A 21,836-nucleotide genomic window follows, 5' to 3' on the forward strand; every position below is an offset into this window, starting at 1 on the left:
ACCGCCGCAAGGATATCCATGCCGCTCCGCCTGCCCTTCGTGGCCGCCCTCGCCCTGCTCGCCGGGTGCGCTGCGCAGCCCTCGCATGTCCCACCCGCCGCCCCGGCGCCGGCGCCCCTGGCGGTGCCGGCGGACGACAACCTCAACGCCGTGGCCTGGTCCCAGACCGCCATCGAGCACGACCTGATCTATCTGCAGACCTACCGCGATGCCCAGACGCGCCTGCTCGCCGCCCTGGCCGACCCGCACTGGGATGCGCTGGCCAAGGCCGACCGCGTGGTGCCTGCCGACGGCCTGAAGCCTGCGGTGATCCTGGACGTCGACGAGACGGTGCTGGACAACTCCCCCTACCAGGCGCGCCTGGTGCGCAGCGGCAGCGAGTTCAACGAGGCCGACTGGGCGGCCTGGTGCAAGGAGGCCCGGGCCCGCGCGCTGCCCGGGGTGGTCGAGTTCACCCGCTTCGCCGCGCGGCACGGGATCGAGGTGATCTACCTGTCCAACCGTGCCAAGGACCTGGACCAGGCCACGCTCGCCAACCTGCGCGCGGCCGGCCTGCCGGTCGCCGGCCCGCAGTCCTTCCTCGGCCTAGGCACTTTCGTCGAGGGCTGCGAGCAGGTCGGCTCGGAAAAGGGTTGCCGACGCCAGCTGGTGGCGCGCCACCATCGCGTGCTGATGCAGTTCGGTGACCAGCTCGGCGACTTCGTCGACGTGCTGCCGAACACGCCCGAGGGCCGCAAGCGGGTGGTGGCGCCCTACCTGAACTGGATCGGCGAGCGCTGGTTCGTCCTGCCCAACCCGAGCTACGGCAGCTGGGAACCCGCGCTGTTCGACAACGACTGGCAGGCACCGCGCGAGGAGCGCCGTCGGCGCAAGATGCAAGCGCTCCACGTTGATTAGAAATCAAGCACTTGCCTATCCAAACATCAAGTGTTGCCTCAAGTTCGGAGAGCCACTAAGCTTGGACAGCCGAAACCTGCCGACCTCCAGACGCGGGCAAGGCCATTTCCCTTCCGGCCCGGCCGGATTTCCCCCGCGCGGCCTCGGCCCGCGGGGTTTTTCTTGCCCGCCGCCGTAGGGCAGGCTCGCAAACGCTTGCCGCGCGCTCGACGCGCCGCGTACGCCTGCTGCGCCATGCTTTCGACCATGCTCGCGCCCCACCGACACCCCACGCGCCGGACGCTGCGGCGCCTGCTCCTGCTGCTCGCGCTACTGGCGCTGGCGGCGTGCCACTCGCGCGACCAGGCGACCGGCGGCGACCGCATCGAGTCACCCGAGGCGACCGTGCGGCAGTCGCTCGCGCTCCTGCGCGAGGGCGATTTCGACGGTTTCTGGCGGCACGCGCTGCCGCCGCCGGACTACGCCATGCTGCGCGACGACTGGCACCTCGCGCACGGCGACGCCCCCTTGTCGAACGCCACGGAACCCACGCCCATCGACGCCACCCTGCGCCAGCTCCATGCGCCGGACGCCGAGGAGGCGATCGACGCCCAACTGCAACCCTGGCTGGCGAACACGCAGGCCCGCTACGGCGACCAGTTGCCGCTGCTGGTCGGCATCGGCCGCGCGATCGTCGACCGGGCTGTCGCCAACGAGCCGCGCCTGAGCGAGGCGCAGAAGCGCGATGCCACCGCGCTGGTGCAGGCGCTGGTGCCTTGGGCGCAGCAGGCGCCCTGGTTCGATCCGGACAGGGCACGCCGCGCCGTGCGCATCGCGGTCGCCACCGCCGGCGAGCCCGAACTGCGCGATGCCGACGGCCTGCATCCACCGGATTTCGCGCAGGCGATGCGCCGCTACGCGGTCGCGTTCGCCGGGTTCAAGCGCATACTGGCGCTGTACGGGCTGTCGGTCGACCAGGTGCTGGCCTCGGCGCACGTGGTGCCGCTGGACTACCACCCCCCGTATGCGCGCGTGCGCATCGAGTACGAGGTGCTGGGCACGCCGCTTTCGGTGGAAGCTTCGCTGGTGCTGCAGAACGGCCGCTGGTACGACCAGGACCTGGTCGAAAGCGTACGACGGTCGCACCGCGAACTCGCGGCACCGGCCGCCACCGCCAGTGCGGCGACGGTGGCGACGGACGATTGAGGACGGCCCGCGCGACCGCCTGCGCGCAGGACCCCTGCAACCCGCCCGGTGCTTCGGCTCTTTACGAGGCACCGGCTACAATCCGCCGATGCAGAACATGACCGCGGAACCCCCCGCCCGCAGCCGCGCACCCTGGTGGTTCAGCCTGGCCGGCCAGTTGCTCGAGCCCTGGGTGCGCATCCGGCGCGACCCGGCCGAACCCGCCACCCTGCTCAAGGCCGGCGCGCCGGTGTGCTACGTGATCGAGCGCGACGGCTTTTCCGACGCGCTGATCCTGGAGCGTGCCTGCCGCGAGGCCGGGCTGCCTCCCCCGATGCAGCCGCTGGCCGGCACCCGCCGCCGCCGTTCGGTGTTCGCGCTGGCGCGGCGCGACGGCTGGCTGCTCGGCCGCAGCCGCCAGCGCGCGCCCTACGACACGCTCGGCCAGCTGGTGCGCCTGCTGGAGGACCATCCCTCGCGTGACGTGCAGGTGGTGCCGGTGTCGATCTACGTCGGCCGCGCGCCCAGCCGCGATACCGGCTGGTTCCGCGTGCTGTTCTCCGAGAACTGGGTGATGGTCGGCCGCTTCCGCCGTCTGCTGGCGCTGCTGCTCAACGGCCGCGACACGGTGGTGCACTTCTCGGCGCCGGTCTCGCTGCGCGAGGTGCTCGACGAGGCCGGCCCGGTGCAGCCGGAACGGTTCGCGCGCAAGATCGCGCGCGTCCTGCGCACCCACTTCCGGCGCATCCGCGCCGCGGTGATCGGCCCCGACCTGTCGCACCGGCGCACGGTGGTCGATTCGGTGCTCAATGCCGAACCGGTGCGCGCGGCGATCGCCGCCACCGCGGCCAAGGAGCGTATCCCCTACGCCAAGGCATGGCGGCGCGCGCACGCGCTGGTGATGGAGATCGCCGCCGACTACTCGCACCCGGTGGTGCGCTCGGCCTCGTTCCTGCTGTCGAACTTCTGGAACAAGCTGTACGACGGCATCGCCATGCATCACTTCGACAAGGCCCGTGCGGTGGCGCCCGGCCACGAGGTGGTCTACGTGCCCTGCCACCGCAGCCACGCCGACTACCTGCTGCTGTCCTACCAGCTGCACATGTCCGGCGTGGTGGTGCCGCACATCGCCGCGGGCGTGAACCTCAACCTGCCAGTGATCGGGCCGATCCTGCGCCGCGGCGGCGCGTTCTTCCTGCGCCGCAGCTTCAAGGGCAACGCGCTGTACTCGGTGGTGTTCAACGAGTACGTGGCACAGCTGATCGACCGTGGCGTACCGATGGAGTACTTCATCGAAGGCGGCCGCTCGCGCACCGGGCGGCTGCTGGCTCCGCGCGCCGGCATGCTGGCGATGACCGTGCGCGCGTTCCTGCGTGCGCCGCGGCGGCCGGTGCTGTTCCAGCCGGTCTACATCGGCTACGAGAAGCTGATGGAGGGCAAGAGCTACATCGGCGAGCTCTCTGGCAAGCCGAAGGAAAAGGAATCCCTGCTCGGCCTGCTCAAGGGCCTGAAGGTGCTGCGCCAGCGCTACGGCCACGTGGCGCTCAACTTCGGCGAGCCGATCGAGCTGACCCCGCTGCTGGATGCGGCCAGCGGCGAATGGCGTGCCGCCACCGGCGACCCGGACGCCAAGCCCGAGTGGCTGGGGCGGGTGGTCGACCAGCTCGCCGAACGCATCCAGATCAACATCAACCGCGCGGCCGACGTCAACCCGATCAACCTGCTGGCGCTGGCGCTGCTGGCCACGCCCAAGCACGCCATGGCCGAAAGCGACCTGCTCGCGCAGCTGGAGCTGATGCGCGCGCTGATCTCGGAGCTGCCCTATTCCGACCGCGTCACGCTGACACCGATGGACCCGCCCGCGATCGTCGCCTACGGCGAGCAGATGGGCTGGATCCGCCGCGTACGCCATCCGCTCGGCGACGTGCTGGTGGCCGACGACGAGCCGGCGGTGCTGCTGTCCTACTTCCGCAACAACGTGCTGCACCTGACCGCCACCGCGGCCTGGGTGGCCTGCTGCTTCCTCAACAACCGGCGCATGGCGCGCGCCTCGGTGCTGCGGCTGGGGCGCATCATCTACCCGTTCATCCAGGCCGAGCTGTTCCTGCCGTGGGATTCCGACGGCTTCGTGGCGCAGATGCAGGGCACCATCGACTTCTTCGTGCGGCGCGGCCTGCTGGAGGCTTCGGCGGACGGGCGCGTGCTCGAGCGCGGCCCGGGCCAGGACGACGCCGCGTTCCAGTTGAAGACCATCGCGCGCAGCCTGATCCAGGCCTTCGAGCGCTACTACATCACCATTGCCGCGCTGGCCAAGAACGGTCCGCACACGATCACCGCCGGCGAGCTGGAGAACGCCTGCGCGCTCACCGCGCAGCGGCTGTCGCTGCTCAACGAGCAGTCGGCGCCCGAGTTCTTCGACAAGGCGCTGTTCCGCGGCTTCATCCAGAAGCTGCGCGAGCAGAAGATCGTATGGACCGACGAGGCGGGCAAGCTCGACTACGACCGCGCGCTGGAGGACATGGTGCGCGACGCGCGGGTGATCCTGGCCCGCGACGTGCGCCACTCGATCCTGAAGATCACCGGCGTCGACGGCGACATGGATGCGGCGGCGCCGGCACGGCCGGTCACGCACGTGCCGGAGGACAGCGGCAGCGACGACCTGCACCGCCGCCATGTGGCGGCCGAACACCACACGCACACGCACGAGCCGGCGGTGTCGGTGGACGGCGACGAGGACGTGGACAAGGGCGGCTGAGCGCTTCCGGCAGGCGTGCCCGGCTGCCTATGATGGGGCATCTCCGTCCGAGGAAGCCGTCGATGCCCTATCGTCCCGCGCTCGTCCTGGCTGCCGTGCTGGCCGCCGCTCCGGCCCCTGCCATCGCTCCGGCAGCAGCCGGTACACCTGCGGACGACGGAGCAGTCGCGCTGCACTGCCCACACCTGCTCGATCCGGCGGCCGGCCGGTTGCTCGGCGAGACCACGGTGCGGGTCAAGAACGGGCGCATCCAGGCGGTACGCGCCGGCGCCCCGCAGACCGGCGACGGGCGCGTCGTCGAACTGGCCGGCCAGACCTGCCTGCCCGGCCTGATCGACGCGCACACCCACCTCACCTCCGAGACCAGCCCCACCGGCTACACCGACCAGTTCCGCTGGAACATCGCCGACTACGCGATCCGCTCCACCGTGTACGCCAGGCGCACGCTGCTGGCCGGCTTCACCACCGTGCGCAATCTGGGCGACAACGCCGGCGAATCGATCGCCCTGCGCAACGCGATCGACGCCGGCGTGGTACCGGGCCCGCGCATCTTCACCGCCGGCGTGCCGATCGGCTCCACCGGCGGCCACGCCGACCCCACCGACGGCTACCGCCAGGACCTGGCCGGCGATCCGGGCCCGAAACAGGGCATCATCAACGGCACGGCCGACGCCTGGAAGGCGGTGCGCCAGCACTACAAGGACGGCGCGGACCTGATCAAGATCATGCCTTCCGGTGGCGTGCTGGACGAAAGCGCCAGCGCCGACAACCCGCAAATGACCCTGGACGAGATCAAGGCCGTCGTCGCCGCGGCGCACGACTACGGCTTCACCGTGGCCGCCCACGCGCACGGCGCCGAAGCCATCCGCCGCGCCGTGCTGGCCGGCGTCGACTCGATCGAGCACGGCACCTTCATGGACCACGCCGATATGAAGCTGATGAAGGAACACGGCACCTGGTACGTGCCGACCATCATCGCCGGCAAGTACGTCGAGCAGATGGCGTCCAGGCCGGGCTACTACCCGCCGCAGGTCGCCGCCAAGGCGCGCCAGGTCGGCCCGATCATCCTGGCCACCGCCGGTCGCGCCTACAAGGCCGGCGTGAGGATCGCCTTCGGCACCGATGCGTCGGTCTACCCGCACGGGCAGAACGCGAAGGAGTTCGTTTACATGGTGCAGGCCGGCATGCCGCCGATGTACGTGCTGCAGGCGGCCACCACACACGCGGCCGAACTGCTGCACAAGGCGGACCAACTGGGCCGGATCCAACCCGGCCGTCCCGCGGACGTGATCGCGGTACCCGGTAACCCCCTGCAGGACATCGCCGTCATGCAGCGGGTGAGCTTCGTGATGAAAGGGGGCGTCGTCTACAAGGTGGACGGCAAGCCGGTGGAGTGACGCCCTCGGCGGCTGCGCGCTTCGTCCTCGCCCGCGAGGGGCGTGCACCGCGTGGTTCCCTGCCCGCTGTGCGAGCGGCAAGCCGCTTGCCTTGCGCCTGTGGCGCTACCGGGCTCACCCGTGGGCTTGCCGCCGTCACCCGCTCGGTCGGAGCGAGCTCGCTCGCGATGCGGGGACCGGAACGGAAACTGCGGATGCACGCGGCCCGGCAACACCGCGCAGCCACGCCGCAAGGCGCCCTAAGAAACCCGTACGGGAATCGCCTGCCCCCGCTGCCCCGCCCGCCACACCCGCCAGCGCGCCGCCAGGCACGAGAAGATCACGTACAGCGCCGGCGTGCTGAGCAGGGTCAGGCTCTGCGAGATCAGCAGGCCACCGATCAACGCGATGCCCAGCGGGCGGCGCAGCTCCGAGCCCTCGCCCAGGCCGATCGCGATCGGCAGGGCGGCCAGGATGGCCACCATGGTGGTCATCATGATCGGCCGGAAACGCACGATGCAGGCCTCGCGCGCCGCCTCCAGCGGGCTCTTGCCGTGCTCGCGCTCGGCCACCAGGGCGAAGTCGATCATCATGATTGCGTTCTTCTTGACGATGCCGATCAACAGTACCAGGGCGATCTGCGAGATCACCGAGAGTTCCGTGTCGGTGATCCACAACGCCAGCAGCGCGCCGACGCCGGCCGCCGGCAGCGTGGAGAGGATGGTCACCGGGTGGATCAGGCTCTCGTAGAGCATGCCCAGCACGATGTAGACGGTGAGGATCGCGGCCAGGATCAACCAGCCCATGCCGCTCTGCGTCTGCATGAAGCGGCGGAAGTCGCTGCCGACGTTGAGGCGGATGTCGCCGGGCATGCGCAGATCGGCCACGGTGCGCTGGATGATCGCCATCGCCTCGCCCATGCTCACGCCTTCGGCCAGGTTGAAGGACAGATCCATGGTGGTGTACTGGTTCTCGTGCGACACCTCCGAGGGCGCCAGCCCCGGCTCCTGGTGGGCGAGCGCAGTGAGCGGGATCATCCTGCCGCTGTTCGAGCGCACGTGGATGCGGTCGATCGCGGCGGGCGTGGCGGTCTGCGAGGGCAGCGCGTTGACCACCACCTTGTACTGGTTGATGTCCGAGTAGATGGTGGTGACCTGGCGCTGGCCGAAGGCGTTGTAGAGCGCGCCGTCGATGGTGCCGATCGACACCCCGAGGCGGGCGGCGGTGTCGCGGTCGATCACGATGTTCTGGCGCAGGCCGGCCTCGTCGACGTCGCTGCCGACATCCTCGAGCTTGGGGTTCTTCTTCAGCGCCGCGACCAGCCGGGGCAGCCACGCCTGCAGCTCCTCCAGGTTGTCGCCCTGCAGCGAGACCTGGTACTGCGCGCCCTGGTTGCCGCCTCCGCCGCCGCTGGGCAGATCCTGGATCGGGCGCAGGCGCAGGTCCAGGTCGGGGTAGCGGTCGGCCTTGGCCGACAGCCGCGCCAGCACGGCGAAGGTGTCGTCCGTGCGCCCCTCCGCGCGGCTCTTGAGCTCGATGTTGAAGGAGCCGCTGGTACCCTGCCGGCTGGTGCCCAGGCGCGAGCCCACCGCCTTGACGTCGGGGTCGGCCAGCAGCATTGCCGTGAGCCGCTCCTGGCGGTCGATGGCGTCCTGGAAGGACACCGTGGCGCTGGAGGTGGCGCGGCCCCAGATCAGCCCGGTGTCCTGCGGCGGGAACAGGCCGGCCTTGACCATGCCGAACAGGAAGAAGGTGGCCACGATCAGCACCAGCGGCGTCAGCGACAAGGCCAGCGCATGGCGCAGCGCGAAATCCAGCGAGCGCGTGTAGGCGCGCAGCATGCCGGCGTGGAAGCGGTCCAGCGTCGCGCCCAGGCGCGAGGGCCGGGCCGCGGCGCGGTGCCCGCGCAGGAACTGGCCGCACAACGAAGGGGTCAGGGTCAGCGAGATCACCGCGGACATGGCGATCGCGGCGACCAGCGTCATGGTGAATTCGTGCATGAACATGCCGGTGATGCCCGGCGCGAACAGCAGCGGGATGAACACGGCGATCAGCGAGGCGGTGATCGAGACGATGGTGAAGCCGATCTCGCGCGCGCCGGTGAGCGCCGCCTGCATCCGCGGCATGCCGGCGTCGATGTGCCGGATCACGTTCTCGATCACCACGATGGCATCGTCCACCACGAAGCCGATGGCGATCACCAGCGCCAGCAGGGTGAGGTTGTTGAGCGTGTAGCCGAACAGATGCATCGCCACGAAGGCGCCGGCCAGCGACAGCGGCACGGTCAGCGCGGCGATCAGCGTGGGCGCCAGGCGGCGCAGGAACAGCGCCATGGTCAGCACCACCATCGCCAGCGAGATCAGCAGCGTGGCCTGCACCTCGTGCAGCGAGGCGCGGATGGTCGGCGTGCCGTCGAAGTACGGCGTCAGCGTCGTGCCGGGCGAAAGATAGGTGCGCAAGGCGGGCACCTGCGCCTTCACCGCGTCGACGGTGGCGATGACGTTGGCGTCCGCCTTCTTGTAGACGTACATCAGCACCGCCGGCTTGCCCTGGAACCAGGCGGCCTGGTAGGCATCCTGCTGGCCGGCGTAGACCCGCGCCACGTCCGACAGTCGTACCGGCACGCCGTCGCGCACCGCGATCACCAGGCTGGCGAAGTCCTCCGCCGTGTGCAGCTGGTCGTTGGCGGTAATCGCCATGGTGGTCACGCCGTTGGAAAGAAAGCCCTGCGGCGAGGTCACGTTCGCCGCGGTCAGTGCATTGCGCAGCTGGTCGGGGGACAGTCCCATGGCGTTGAGCGCATGCAGGTCCACGTCCACGCGGATGGCCGGCGTGGCCGCGCCGGTGACCTCCACCGAGGACACGCCCGGCAGCTGGCGCAGCCGCTGCGCGAGCAGGGTGTCGGCGAGGTTGTAAAGCGCGGCGGCCGATTCGGTGTCGGAGGTCAGCGCGAAGGCGATTACCGGATCGTCGTTGGGATTGGCCTTCTGGTAGCTGGGCGGGCTGTTGAGCCCCGCCGGCAGGTCCGGCGCCGCGGCGTTGATCGCCGCCTGCACGTCGCGCGCCGCGGCATCCAGGTCGGTGCCGCCGCGGAACATGATGAAGACGAAGGTGCTCCCCTCGGAGCTGCGCGAGCGCATGGTGTCGATGCCCGGCACCTGCCCCAGGTGGCGCTCCAGCGGCGCCGCCACCGTCGACGCCATCGTGCTGGCATCCGCCCCCGCTTCCTGCGCCTGCACGAAGATCACCGGGAACTGCATCTGCGGCAACGCCGCCACGCCCAGCAACGCGTAGCAGATCAATCCCGCGATGAAGACGCCCATGGCCAGCAGCGAAGTGCCGATCGGGCGGCAGATGAAAGGGCCGGAGATGTTCATGCGACGGAGCTTGGGGAAAGGGGCAGGATACGCGGCATCGCCCCGCTAACGCGCGGGGGAGGATTCGGTTGAATCCCGGGGGCGGCTGGTTTCGGTCTCGGGTGGCGCGGCCACGGCGGGCTGCGGTTCTCCGCCGCGCGACCGGTCGAGGCTCGCCCGGTCGATTCGCCTCGAGGCATGTAGTGATGGCGCTCGCCACATCGCCATTGGCTCCCGCTTTCCGCCGGGTGAGGGGCGGGTGAGGGGGCACGTGTGCGCTGACGCCGCCGTGTGGATTCCGCGTCCGGGCGCCCCGCCGGTTAGCTGTCCCCGCCGCGTGCTCGGTCGGAGCGAGCTTGCTCGCGATGCCCTTTGCTTTTTGTTCGCTTCGCGGAAGGCCTGCTTGCGCGAAGCACAAGGAAAAATCGCATCGCGAGCGAGCTCGCTCCGACCGGGCCGCCGGCAGCGCAAACCGCGCCAGACGCACCAGGGCGCATCAGTGCACGAATCGCCCGCAGCGGGCAGCCGCCCCCTCTCTCCGGCGAGAGAGGAAGCAGGATGCCGGGCAGCGAATCGGTGCCGAGAAAGCGAACAGGGGAGCCGTGCCCGACGCGCCCTCCCATGCGAGGAAGCGCAATCCGGCGAAAACGGGCCGGAGACGGCGGATGCTCGCCCCGACCCCTGGGCGACGTCAGGCGGCGCGGGCGTCGGCCTCGGCGCCAGCGAGCGCGCGGCGCTCGCGACGCAGGCGCAGCCAGTCGGAGAAGCGCTCCATGTAGAGGTAGATCACCGGCGTGGTGTACAGCGTCACCAGCTGCGACAGCAGCAGGCCGCCGACGATCGACACGCCGAGCGGCCGGCGCAGCTCCGCGCCGATGCCGTTGCCCAGCGCCAGCGGCAACGCGCCCAGCATGGCCGCGGCGGTGGTCATCATGATCGGGCGGAAGCGCAGCAGGCAGGCGCGGCGGATCGCGTCGCGCGCGTTGAGGCCCTCGCGCTGCGCCTCGATCGCGAAGTCGATCATCATGATCGCGTTCTTCTTCACGATGCCGATCAGCAGCACGATGCCGACGATGCCGTCCACCGACAAGCTCATGCCGAACATCATCAGCGCCAGCAGCGCGCCGACACCGGCCGGCGGCAACGTGGAGATGATGGTGAGCGGGTGGATGTAGCTCTCGTAGAGCACGCCCAGCACGATGTAGATCACCACGATCGCGGCGAGCAGCAGCAACACCTCGTCGCCCAGCGAGGCGTTGAACTCGGCCGCCTTGCCGATGAACTCGCCGCGCACCTGCGGCGGGAAGTTCAGGTCCGTCTCCACCTGGTGGATCGCATCGACCGCCTGCGACAGCGAGTAGCCCGGCGCCAGGTTGAAGGAGATCGTCACCGCCGGCAGCTGCTGCTGGTGGCTGACCACCAGCGGCGCGCTGGTGACTTCGGCGGTGGCCAGCGAGGCGATCGGAATGGTGCCGCCGGCACCGACCTGGAACCCGACGTTGCCGGTGTTGCCGATACCCGATGGCGTGGCCGAGTTGGCCGAGGTGAGCTGGCCGAAGGACGTGGCCGTCGAGCCGGTCAGCGCGCCGTTGCCGTTGCCGCGCACGGTGAGCTTGTTGAGCAGGTCGCGGCTGCTGCGGAACTCGGGCGCCACCTCCAGCACCACGCGGTACTGGTTGAGCTGGGTGAAGATGGTCGAGATCTGGCGCTGGCCGAAGGCGTCGTACAGCGTGTCGTCGATGGTCTGCACCGGCACGCCCAGGCGGCTCGCCTTCTCGCGGTCGATGGTGAGCTTCAGCGCGTTGCCGCGGTTGGCCAGGTTGTTGTCCACGTCGGCCAGTTCCGGCCGCTGGCGAAGCGCCTGGGTCATCCGCTCGGCGTAGCCGGCCAGCTCCGTGGCGTTCACCTCGGACAGCGAGTACTGGTATTCGGTCGCGGCCACGCGGGTGTCCAGCGTCACGTCCTGCACGGGCTTGAGGTACAGCGCCACGCCCGGGATGTTCGCCACGGCCTGCTGCAGGCGTGGCAGCACCTCGTCCAGGCCGTCGCGATCGCCGCGGTCCTTCAGCACGATCGAGAGCTGGCCCTGGTTGAGCGTGGGGTTGATCGAGCCGGCGCCGATGAAGGCGGCCACGCCGGAGACGGCCGGATCCTTGCGCAGCGCCTCGGCCACCGCCTTGGTGCGCTGCTCCATCTGCGGGAAGGCGATGTTCTCGTCCGCCTGCACCACGCCGGTGATCATGCCGGTGTCCTGCTCGGGCAGCAGGCCCTTGGGGATCGCCACGTACAGGATCACCGTGAGCACCACGGTCGCGGCCGCCACCAGCATGGTCAGCCGGCGATGGTCGAGCACCCAGTCCAGCGTGCGCGCGTAGAGATCCACGGTGCGCAGCCACACGCTGCGCCGGCCGGCGGCGGCATGGCGTTCGTGCGCGTCGTCGCCCTCGGGAAGCTGGTCGGGCTTGAGCAGGTAGGCGCACATCATCGGCGTCAGCGTCAGCGACACCAGCATCGAGATCGCCACGGCGATGGTCAGCACCCAGGCGAACTCGTGGAACAGGCGCCCGGTGACGCCCGGCATCAGCAGCAGCGGCAGGAACACCGCGATCAGCGAGACGGTCAGCGACAGCACCGTGAAGCCGATCTCCCTGGCGCCGATCTCGGCCGCCTCCGGGCCGCTCTTGCCCTGTTCGATGTAGCGCACGATGTTCTCGATCATCACGATCGCATCGTCGACCACGAAGCCGGTGGCGACGGTCAGCGCCATCAGCGACAGGTTGTCCAGCGACATGCCGGCGAAGGCCATCACGCCGAAGGTGCCCATCAGCGACAGCGGCACTGCCACCGACGGGATCACCGTGGCCCACAGCCGGCGCAGGAACACGAAGATCACCGCCACCACCAGACACACGGTGAGGATCAGGGTGAACTCCACGTCGTGCACCGAGGCGCGGATGGTCACCGTGCGGTCGGCGAACACGTCCAGGTGCACGTCCGCCGGCAGCACCGCCTGCAGCGAGGGCAGCACGGCGCGGATCTGCTGCACGGTCTGCACGATGTTGGCGCCGGGCTGGCGGCGGATGTCCAGCAGCACCGCCGGCTTGCCGTTGGCCCAGGCGGCGAGCTGGTCGTTCTCCACGCCGTCGACCACGCGGGCGACGTCCTTCAGGCGCACCGGCGCGCCGTCCTTGTAGCTGATGATGGTCTGCGCGTAGCCGGCCGCGTCGGTGAGCTGGTCGTTGGTGCCGATCGAGTAGCTCTGCGTGGTGCCGTTGAGCGTGCCCTTGGGTGCGTTGACGTTGGCCTGGGTCAGCGCGGCGCGCACGTCCTCCAGGGTCAGACCCAGGTTGGACAGCTGCGAGGGGTTGACCTGCACGCGCACGGCCGGGCGCACGTTGCCGGCGATCGAGACCAGGCCCACGCCCTGCACCTGCGAGAGCTTCTGCGCGATGATCGAGTCGGCCAGGTCGTTCACCTCGCGCAGCTGGCGGCTGTCGGAGGTGAGCACCAGGGTGAGGATCGGCGCATCGGCCGGGTTCACCCGGTTGTACACCGGCGGGTAGGGCAGGTTGTTCGGCAGCGTCGCCTGCTTGATCGCCGCCTGCACGTCCTGCGCGGCGATGTCGATGTCCCGCCCCATGTTGAACTGCAGGATGATCGTCGACAGGCCTGCCGACGAGTCCGAACTCATCATCGACAGGCCCGAGATCTGGCCGAACTGGCGCTCCAGCGGCGTGGTCACCAGGGTCGCCATGGTGGTGGCGCTGGCGCCGGGGTACTGCGTGGTCACGACCAGCGTGGGCGCGTCGATCTCCGGCAGCGCCGACACCGGCAGCTGGCGGTAGCCGAGTACGCCCAGCAGCAGCACCGCCACCATCAGCAGCGAGGTGGCGATCGGGCGGCGGATGAAGAGGGTGGAGAAGCCCATGGGTAATCCGATCAGTCTGTAGGGAAGCGCACGCCAACCACGGTTCGCCCTGCACGGACGGCGCAGGCGCAGGGCTGCCCTTCCGCTTCCCTACGCCGGGGGCGCAGGGCGCCGTCGTGTCCGGTCAATGCGCGCGCCGATGGCCGCCCTGCCTGGCCTTCGCCATCTCGGTGGCGGTCGGCGCCGGCGGCACCTCGCCCGGCTTGAGCGGGTTGACCTTGCTGCCGGGCTTGAGGCGGAACTGGCCCTCGGTGACCACACGCTCGCCTTCCTTCAGTCCGGTGGCGACCATCACCGCGCTGTCGCCGACCTCCTGCGCCACCTGCACCGGCTGCATCTTCACCGTGTTGTCGGCCTGCACCAGGTAGACGTAGTCGCCGTCCGGCCCGCGCTGCACCGCCTGCGCGGGAATCACCAGGCCGCCGTCCACCGTGCGCACCTTCAGCCGCACGTTGACGAACTGGCCCGGCCACAGCGCGTTGCCGGCGTTGGGGAACTCGGACTTCAGGCGGAAGGTGCCGGTGCTGGCGTCGATCTGGTTGTCGATCACCTTGAGCACGCCGCCGTCGGCGATCACGTGCGCGTCGCCGCGGTCCAGCGCGGCCACGCTCAGCTCGCCGCCGCCGCGCGAGGCCTGGCGCACCATGTCCAGGTTCTGCTCGGGCAGGTTGAACATGATGTTGATCGGATGCAGCTGCGTCAGGGTGACGATGGTGCTGGCGGTGGTCACCACGTTGCCGGGGTCGACACCACGGATGCCGGCCAGGCCGTCGATCGGCGAGATCACCTTGGTGTAGCCCAGCTGCACCTCGGCATCGCGGATGGCGGCCTGGTCCGCGGCCACGGTTGCCTCCAGCTGGGTCACCGTGTTGCGCAGCGATTCGAGGTCCTGCTTGGCGATGTAGCCCTTCGGGGCGAGCTCCTGGCTGCGCGAGTAGTTGGCGCGCGCGGTGGCGAGCTGCGCCTGGTCCTGGTGCAGCCGCGCCACGGCCTGGTCGTAGGTGGCCTGGAAGCTGCGCGGATCGATCTGCGCCAGCACCTGGCCCTTCTTCACCGGCTGGCCCTCGGTGAACTCCAGGCTGAGCAGGCGCCCGCTCACCTGCGGGCTCACCGCCACCGTGTTGAGCGCCTGCACGGTACCCAGCGCGGTCAGGTAGACCGGCACGTTCTGGCGCGCCACCGGCACCACCGTGACCGGCACCGGCGGTTGCTCGCCTTCCTTGCCCTGGGCCCGTGCCTGACCCGGCTGGGGGCCGCCCGGCTTGTGCAGCAGGCGCAGCCCGACACCGAGCAGCACCAGCGCCACCACGACGACCAGCGCGATCTTCCAAAAACGCGACATTGCGAAAGCTCCCGGGATGTGATTCGTGCCGCGCTGCGCGCAGCCTTTGCGACGGCGAGAAGGATAGGGTCTATGGAACGGCCTTGGACAATGCCAGTTGACACAGGTGCCCCATGACTGGCGACACCCAACCGATGGCACGTAGGGCAGGCAGCGCCCGCCGGAGGGCGAATCGCCGCGCCGCGCAGGCGCCGCCTGAACTTGCCGCCGGCTTGATCTATACTCTGCGGCTTGTTTGCCTGCGCTGGCGGCCCACGGGCGGCCGGCACGTCCCGTCGATCATCTGGAGTTACTTGCGTGAGCGGTTCCCTGACCAAATCGGACCAGAGCTTCATCCGCCAGTTCGGCTGGCTGATCGCCGGTCTTCACGTGCTGGCGCTGGTCTTGCTCATCATGGCCTACGTCATCTACACCCACGAGCCGAAGGAAACCAATCCGCACGCGGCACAGAAGGTCGCCGAGCGCCTGGCCCCGGCCGGTGCGGTGTACGCCGGCGACACCGGCCGCGCCGCCATGCAGGCCGCGCAGGAAGCCGCCGCCAAGGCTGCGGCCGCGCAGGTCGCCTTCGGCGGCAGCACCGACGGCAAGACCATCTACGACGGCCTGTGCCACAGCTGCCACACCGCCGGCGTGGCCGGCGCGCCCAAGCTGGGCGACAAGGCCGCCTGGGCGCCACGCATCGCGCAGGGCATCGACGTCCTGGTGCAGCACGCGATCAACGGCTACCACGGTCCGGACGGCAACTTCATGCCGCCCAAGGGCGGCATGCCGTCGCTCACCGACGAGCAGGTGAAGAACACCGTGCACTGGATCGTCGACCAGGCCAAGTAAGCCTTCCGCCTGCATGCTCGATCGAAAACGCCGCCCCCGGGCGGCGTTTTCATTGGGCCACCGACAGTTCCCACCCAGTAGGCGCGAGCTTGCTCGCGATGCCCTCGGACCACGGCGTTCGGGTGCCCAGAAGACCATCGCGAGCAAGCTCGCGCCTACGGATGCGGCGGGGTCCACTCCCGGGCGAACCGCTGCAACTGCGGGAAGAAGGCTTCGAAGCGCTGCTGCAACGGGCCATCCAGAGCCTGCAGCAGCGGCAGCATCCGGTCCAGCGGATTGTCCCGGCGCAGCCGCTGGCCGATGCCGGCCAGCGCGCGGCCGATCGCGGCCGGGTCGGCGTAGCCGGCCGGCAGGTCGTGTGCGTGCATGTAGCGCGCGAAACGCCGTGCGGCCGGCGGCAACAGGGCCTGGTGCCGGTCCAGCAGGCCGCGCAGGCCACTCGAGTACGGCGCCAGCGGCACCGCCGACCAGCGCGCGAAATCGCGCGCCAGGCAGTGGTCGAACCACACGTCCAACGCGATGCCGGCGTAGCGCCGGTACGGTGGCGGAAACAGCGCGCGCGCCGCCGCCACCTCCGCATGGCGGTCGGTATAGCCGTCCACCGCGCGGTGCAGCGCGATGCCTTCGCGCACGGCGGCCGGCCACGCCGGGTCCGGCGTGCCGCGCACGAAGTCGCCGAGCACGCCGCCCAGGCGCCGGCCCTCGTCGTCGCCGGCCAGCACGGCGTGGGCGAGGTGATTCATGGTCGCCGTCCGCGCCGGCACCACGGCCGATGCACGACGCCGACGGTTATCATTGCGCGCATGACGCCCATTCCCACTCTTCCCGACGACCCTGCCGCGTTCCCGCAGGAAGAAGCGAGCTTCGCGCTCGACGGGCCGGCCGGCAAGCTGGAGACCATCGCCAGCCCCGCCGCGCCCGCCGACGCGCGCCGCGGCGTGGCGCTGATCTGCCACCCCAACCCGGTGCAGGGCGGCACCATGCACAACAAGGTGGTGACCATGCTCGAGCGCAGCCTGCGCGAGTCGGGGCTGGACACCGTGCGCTTCAACTTCCGCGGCACCGGCGCCTCCGAGGGCCGCTACGACGAGGGCAACGGCGAGAGCGAGGATCTCGCCGCCGTGGTCGCCTGGGCGCGCCGCGTGCGGCCCGGCGATGCGCTGTGGCTGGCCGGGTTCTCCTTCGGCAGCTACGTGACCATCCGCAACGCGGTGCGACTGCGGGCCGATGCGCTGGTCAGCATCGCGCCGCCGGCCGGGCGCTTCGCGCTGCAGACCGTGCAGGTGCCCACCTGCCCCTGGCTGATCGTGCAGGGCGAGGCCGACGAGGTGGTCGAGCCGCAGGACGTGTTCGACTGGATCGCCGGGCTGCCGGTGGCACCCGAGGTGGTGCGCATGCCCGAGACCAGCCACTTCTTCCACCGCCGGCTGATGGACCTGCGCGGCGCGGTCAAGCACGCGGTACAGCCGTGGCTGCCGCCGCCGCGGGCCGGATGAGCGGCCTCGCGTTCCCTTCTCCTGCACGATCCCCCGCCCCGCGCCCGAGCGCGGAAGGGGCACTGCGGCCTGTCGCCCTGCCTGCATGACCGAAGCCCTGCTCCCTCCTTCCGCGCGCTACCACGAGGGCGTCGCCGCGCACCGCTGGGAAGCCGACCCGGCACAGCTCGCGGTGTTGCCCGAACTCGACCGCCTGCATGCGCAGCTGTGCGCCGCGCGCGGCAACGGCGGCCTGCTCGGCCGGCTGAAGTCGTTGTTCGGCGAGGAGCCGCGCGCGCCGGTGCCGGGCCTGTACCTGTGGGGCAGCGTGGGCCGCGGCAAGACCTTCCTGATGGACCTGTTCGCCGCCAGCCTGCCGCACGGCGTGGCCCTGCGCCGCCACTTCCACCGCTTCATGGGCGAGGTGCACGCGCACCTGCGCGAGCTGGGCGAACGCGCCGATCCGCTGGAGACGGTGGCCGAAGGCCTGGCCGCGCGCTGCCGCGTGCTGTGCCTGGACGAGTTCCTGGTCGCCGACATCGGCGATGCGATGATCCTGGCGAACCTGCTCGACGCCCTGTTCCGTCGCGGCGTGGCGCTGGTCACCACCTCGAACACCGCGCCGGCGAACCTGTATCGCGACGGCCTGCAGCGGGCGCGCTTCCTGCCGGCGATCGCGCTGCTCGAGCGGCACTGCCACGTGGTGGAGATGGTCTCGCCGCACGACTGGCGCCTGCGCGCGCTGACCCGGGCCTCGGTCTACCTCACCCCGCCCGGCGCCGAGGCCGAGCGCACGCTGGCGCGCATCTTCGCCAGCCAGGCGCAGGACGAGCCGCGCGAGGGCGGCACGCTGGAGGTCAACGGCCGCCCGATCCCGGTACGCCGGCAGGCCGAAGGCGTGCTGTGGTTCGACTTCGAGGCACTGTGCGAGGGCCCGCGCGCGGTCGCCGACTACATCGCGCTGGCCCGCCGCGTACCGACCGTGATCGTCTCCAACGTGCCGCAGTTCTCCATCTACAGCGAGGATGCGGCCAAGCGTTTCGTGCTGCTGGTCGACGAGTTCTACGACCGCCGCGTCAAGCTGGTGCTCTCGGCCGCCGCGCCGATCACCGAGCTGTACGACGGCGAACGCCACCGCGCGGAGTTCGGCCGCACCGAGTCGCGCCTGATCGAGATGCAGAGCGAGGACTACCTCGCCCTGCCGCACCGGCCGGACTGACCCCACCATGATTGCGGCCGCCGTGGCGGAAGTACCCTGCCGCGAGGGTTTGCGGCATCCCGAGGGGCGGTCCTGACAGGGAGGACGCCATGCACACGACGCTGGAGCAGGACCTGGCGCGAAACCCGCACGACGGACCCGCGATCGTTTCGTCCGCCGACCGCATGAGCGCCTGCGCGGACGGCTTCGTCGTGCCCGGCTTCGACGCGGTGGCGCGGCTGGCGGCCGGTTCGCTGCAGGTGGCGATGGTCGCGCTGGTGCTCAACGACGGCAGCGCGTACTGGTACAGCGCCGAGCCGGGCCGGGCCGGCACGCCGTACGGGCTGCACCCGCTCTACCTCGAGGCGGCCCGCCGCGGCAGCGCGCAGATTCTGCCGGACATCGCCGCCGACGCGCGCTTCCGCGACACGCCGCCGCTCACCGGCCCCGTGCCGGCGCCGCTGCGCTTCTTCGCCTGCGAGCCGGTGCACACCCTGAGCGGCCGGCACGTCGGCGCGCTGTGCGTGATGGACCCCGCGCCGCGGCACGATCTGGACGGCGCCGCGCGTGCCACGCTGCGGGACGCGGCGCGGCTGGCCGGTGCCGGCGTGGTGCTGGGCGGCTACCTCGGCCGCACCGATCCGGTCACCCAGTTGCCGCATCGCAGCGCCTTCTTCGAGGACCTGCGCTCGCGCCAGCAGCACGGCGCACAGCGCGCCTGGCTGGTGGCGATCGAGGTGGCGCCGGTGGACCGCTTCAACGCCTTTGTGCGGGCGATGGGCTTTCCCTACGCCGACGAGCTGATGCGTGCCGTGGCCGGCCGCCTGCAGGCCTGGATGCCGTCGGACACCCACCTGTACCAGGTCGGCGTGACCCGCTTCGCCGCCGTGCTGCCGGAGGGGTCGCCGGCGCTCGGCCCGGTGCAGCTGGACCAGCTCGTGGCGCTGCTGCGCACGCCGTTCGACTGCCTGGGCATTCCGCTCACACTGCAGCCGGGCGTGGGTCTGCTCGATCTGGACGTACGCCAGCTGCAGGGCACCGACCCGTTGCGGCGCGTGATGAGTGCCTCGCACGCGGCACAGCACAGCGCACGCGGCTGGGCGCTGTACTCGCGCAGCCAGGACGAGCGGCACCGGCAGGAGTTCTTCCTGGTAACCGAGCTGGCCGCCGCGCTCACCGAGCGCACCGAACTGGACCTGCACTACCAGCCGCGCGTGCGCCTGGAGGACGGCCGGTGCATGACGCTGGAGGCGCTGGTGCGCTGGCACCATCCGACCCTGGGCACCGTCCCGCCGGACCAGTTCGTGCCGCTGGCCGAGCGTGCCGGGCTGATGCGCACGCTGACCGGCTGGGTGCTCGATCACGGCGTGGCCCAGCTGGCTGCCTGGCTGCGCGCCGGCCACGACGTCGGCCTCTCGATCAACGTCTCCAACGCCGACTTCGACGCCGACCTGGTGACCCGCCTGCAGGCGGTGACCACGCGCCACGGCGTCGAGGCGGCGCGGCTGGAGCTGGAGTTCACCGAGAGTACGCTGCTGCAGCACAACGACGACACGCGCCGGCACCTGGCTGCCGTGCGCGACCTGGGTACGGGCATCGCCATCGACGATTTCGGCACCGGCTACAGCAACCTCGCCTCGCTGCGGCAGATGCCGGCGACCTGCCTGAAGATCGACCAGTCCTTCGTGCGCTCGATGGACGCCAGCCGCCACGACGCGGCGATCGTGCGCTCGATCGCCGCCCTGGCCCGCGACCTGGGCTTCCGCGTGGTGGTCGAGGGCGTGGAGACCGCGGACATCTACGCCGCCGTGCGCGGCATGGCCTGCGACGAGGTGCAGGGTTTCCACGTCTCCCGTCCGCTGCCGGCGGCGGCCGTGCCCGCGTGGCTGGAGGCCCGGCACCGCGGCTGATCCGGCGTCGGTCAGTCGGGCTTGCCGGCCTTCAGCACGCTGACCTTGCCGTTGGCCTCCAGCCGCGCCTCGACCACCTCGCTGATCTCGTGCAGGCCTTTCTCGCGCAGTGCGCGGCGGAACGCCGCCTCGGACATGTCGTGCCGGCGCAGGGCGTCGTGCAGGATCTTGCCATCGCGCGCGACCAGGCTGTCCTTGCCTTCCACCACGCGGTCCAGCCACGGCCAGCGCGCGCAGGTCCAGGCGATCGCCTTGTCCAGCAGGAAGATCGCCAGCACGCCGATGATCGCCGCCAGCGGCGACTTGTCGTCGCCGATGATGGCCTGGCGCAGGGTGCCGCCGACCAGGATCAGCACCACGATGTCGAAGGTGGTCATCTCGCCGAACGAGCGCTTGCCGATCAGGCGCAGCAGGATCAGCAGGCCGAGGTAGACGCCGGCGCCGCGCAGCGCGTAGACCCACCACGGATCGGTGAGATGCATCGGGTCACCCGGTCGAACCGCCCATCACCGGCAGGATCGCGCCACTGATGTAGCTGGAGCAGCTCGGTGCCGCCAGGAACACGTAGGCCGGGGAGAGCTCCTCCGGCTGCGCCGGTCGGCCCCACGGGTTCTGCTGGCCGAACTTGGCCACCTGCTTGGCGGATTTGTCGGCGGGATTGAGCGGCGTCCACACCGGGCCCGGCGCCACCGCGTTCACGCGGATGCCGCGCGAGACCAGGTTGCTCGCCAGCGACATGGTGAAGGCGTGGATGGCGCCCTTGGTGGCCGAGTAGTCGAGCAGGTGCGCGTTGCCGAACAGGCCGGTTTCCGAACCGGTGTTGATGATCGCGCTGCCCTCGTGCAGGTACGGCAGGGCCGCCTTGGCCATGTGGAAGTAGCCGTAGATGTTGGTGCGCATGGTGAGGTCGAAGTGCTCCTCCGTGATGTCCTCCAGCGCGTCGGCGTGTTCCTGGAAGGCGGCGTTGTTGACCAGCACGTCGAGCCGGCCGAAGGCGTCGAGCGTCCGCTGCACCGCCTGCTCGCAGAAGGCCGGGTCCTTCACGTCGCCACGGATCAGCAGGCAGCGGCGGCCTTCCTTCTCCACGTAGCGCTGGGTCTCGCGCGCGTCCTCGTCCTCGGACAGGTACACCACCGCCACGTCCGCGCCCTCGCGCGCGAACAGCACGGCCACCGCGCGACCGATGCCCGAGTCGCCGCCGGTGATGATCGCCGCCATGTCCTCCAGCTTGCCGCTGCCGCGATAGGCGGGCGCCTCGAACTGCGGGCGCGGCTGCAGCTTGGCCTCCCGGCCCGGCTTGGCCAGGTGCTGCTCGGGCAGCGGCGTGCGGGGCTTGGACCGCGGGCTGGTCTGGCCCGGCGGCTTCTTCGTGGCGCTCTTCTTGGCGGCGGACTTGGATGCCTTGGCCTGCTGCTTCTGCTGGTCCCTGGCGTCGATCTGCGACTGCACGCGCCGCTCCTTGGCGACGGCGCGGCCCGCCCCGTTGCCGCGCTTGGAGGTGGTTTTGGAGGTGGCCATCGTGCACTCCCGTAGTGGCTGCGTATGGCTCGCGACGATAGGCAGCGCGCCGTGGCGGACAGGTGAGTGGGACCAGCGCGGTTGCT

General features: G+C 70.6%; 14 protein-coding genes. 8 read left to right on the plus strand and 6 right to left on the minus strand.

Annotated elements, in window-relative coordinates; all coding sequences use genetic code 11:
* Positions 1–18 precede the first annotated feature (18 nt).
* From WAT24_RS08550 to WAT24_RS08565, 4 genes are all read left to right on the plus strand, one after another.
* Positions 19–897: a 5'-nucleotidase, lipoprotein e(P4) family gene (locus WAT24_RS08550; protein ID WP_336807427.1), complete on the plus strand. Its 879-nt coding sequence runs from the start codon at positions 19–21 to the stop codon at positions 895–897.
* A 246-nt stretch (positions 898–1,143) separates the two neighbouring features.
* Positions 1,144–2,082: a hypothetical protein gene (locus WAT24_RS08555; RefSeq protein WP_336807428.1), complete on the plus strand. Its 939-nt coding sequence runs from the start codon at positions 1,144–1,146 to the stop codon at positions 2,080–2,082.
* A 97-nt stretch (positions 2,083–2,179) separates the two neighbouring features.
* Complete coding sequence (gene plsB, locus WAT24_RS08560; RefSeq protein ID WP_425605282.1) at positions 2,180–4,816, plus strand: glycerol-3-phosphate 1-O-acyltransferase PlsB; 2,637 nt, start codon at positions 2,180–2,182, stop codon at positions 4,814–4,816.
* Positions 4,817–4,878: 62 nt separating this feature from the next.
* Positions 4,879–6,213 carry a metal-dependent hydrolase family protein gene (locus WAT24_RS08565; RefSeq protein WP_336807430.1) on the plus strand — a complete coding sequence of 445 codons (1,335 nt, stop codon included), beginning with the start codon at positions 4,879–4,881 and terminating at the stop codon, positions 6,211–6,213.
* Between the two features lie 239 nt (positions 6,214–6,452).
* On the opposite strand, the gene WAT24_RS08570 is transcribed toward WAT24_RS08565, so the two are convergent.
* The 3 genes from WAT24_RS08570 to WAT24_RS08580 all read right to left on the minus strand — a co-directional run bounded on the left by WAT24_RS08570 (position 6,453) and on the right by WAT24_RS08580 (position 14,818).
* Positions 6,453–9,569, minus strand: a complete 3,117-nt coding sequence (locus WAT24_RS08570; protein WP_336807431.1) for an efflux RND transporter permease subunit — start codon at positions 9,567–9,569, stop codon at positions 6,453–6,455.
* Between the two features lie 670 nt (positions 9,570–10,239).
* A complete protein-coding gene (locus WAT24_RS08575) occupies positions 10,240–13,476 on the minus strand; it encodes an efflux RND transporter permease subunit (RefSeq protein WP_336807432.1) in 3,237 nt (1,078 codons plus the stop codon).
* A gap of 124 nt (positions 13,477–13,600) precedes the next feature.
* Positions 13,601–14,818 carry an efflux RND transporter periplasmic adaptor subunit gene (locus tag WAT24_RS08580; RefSeq protein WP_336807433.1) on the minus strand — a complete coding sequence of 406 codons (1,218 nt, stop codon included), beginning with the start codon at positions 14,816–14,818 and terminating at the stop codon, positions 13,601–13,603.
* A 309-nt stretch (positions 14,819–15,127) separates the two neighbouring features.
* On the opposite strand from WAT24_RS08580, the gene WAT24_RS08585 reads away from it, so the two are divergent.
* Complete coding sequence (locus WAT24_RS08585; RefSeq protein ID WP_336807517.1) at positions 15,128–15,649, plus strand: c-type cytochrome; 522 nt, start codon at positions 15,128–15,130, stop codon at positions 15,647–15,649.
* A 155-nt stretch (positions 15,650–15,804) separates the two neighbouring features.
* On the opposite strand, the gene WAT24_RS08590 is transcribed toward WAT24_RS08585, so the two are convergent.
* Entirely contained in the window at positions 15,805–16,392 is a 588-nt protein-coding gene (locus WAT24_RS08590) for an acyl carrier protein phosphodiesterase (RefSeq protein ID WP_336807434.1), read from the minus strand.
* A 60-nt stretch (positions 16,393–16,452) separates the two neighbouring features.
* Between WAT24_RS08590 and WAT24_RS08595 the strand changes: the two genes are divergently transcribed.
* The 3 genes from WAT24_RS08595 (at position 16,453) to WAT24_RS08605 (ending at position 20,232) form a co-directional block, all read left to right on the plus strand.
* Complete coding sequence (locus tag WAT24_RS08595; protein ID WP_336807435.1) at positions 16,453–17,145, plus strand: alpha/beta hydrolase; 693 nt, start codon at positions 16,453–16,455, stop codon at positions 17,143–17,145.
* A gap of 85 nt (positions 17,146–17,230) precedes the next feature.
* Entirely contained in the window at positions 17,231–18,343 is a 1,113-nt protein-coding gene (zapE, locus tag WAT24_RS08600; protein ID WP_336807436.1) for a cell division protein ZapE, read from the plus strand.
* Between the two features lie 89 nt (positions 18,344–18,432).
* A complete protein-coding gene (locus WAT24_RS08605) occupies positions 18,433–20,232 on the plus strand; it encodes a sensor domain-containing phosphodiesterase (RefSeq protein ID WP_336807437.1) in 1,800 nt (599 codons plus the stop codon).
* 11 nt (positions 20,233–20,243) lie between these two features.
* On the opposite strand, the gene WAT24_RS08610 is transcribed toward WAT24_RS08605, so the two are convergent.
* Positions 20,244–20,714, minus strand: coding sequence for a DUF421 domain-containing protein (locus WAT24_RS08610; protein WP_336807438.1), 471 nt, complete (start codon positions 20,712–20,714; stop codon positions 20,244–20,246).
* A gap of 4 nt (positions 20,715–20,718) precedes the next feature.
* A complete protein-coding gene (locus WAT24_RS08615; protein WP_336807439.1) occupies positions 20,719–21,750 on the minus strand; it encodes an SDR family oxidoreductase in 1,032 nt (343 codons plus the stop codon).
* Between the last annotated feature and the right edge of the window lie 86 nt (positions 21,751–21,836).

The organism is Fulvimonas yonginensis (assembly GCF_037137055.1).
Classification (GTDB): Bacteria; Pseudomonadota; Gammaproteobacteria; order Xanthomonadales; family Rhodanobacteraceae; genus Frateuria_A; species Frateuria_A yonginensis.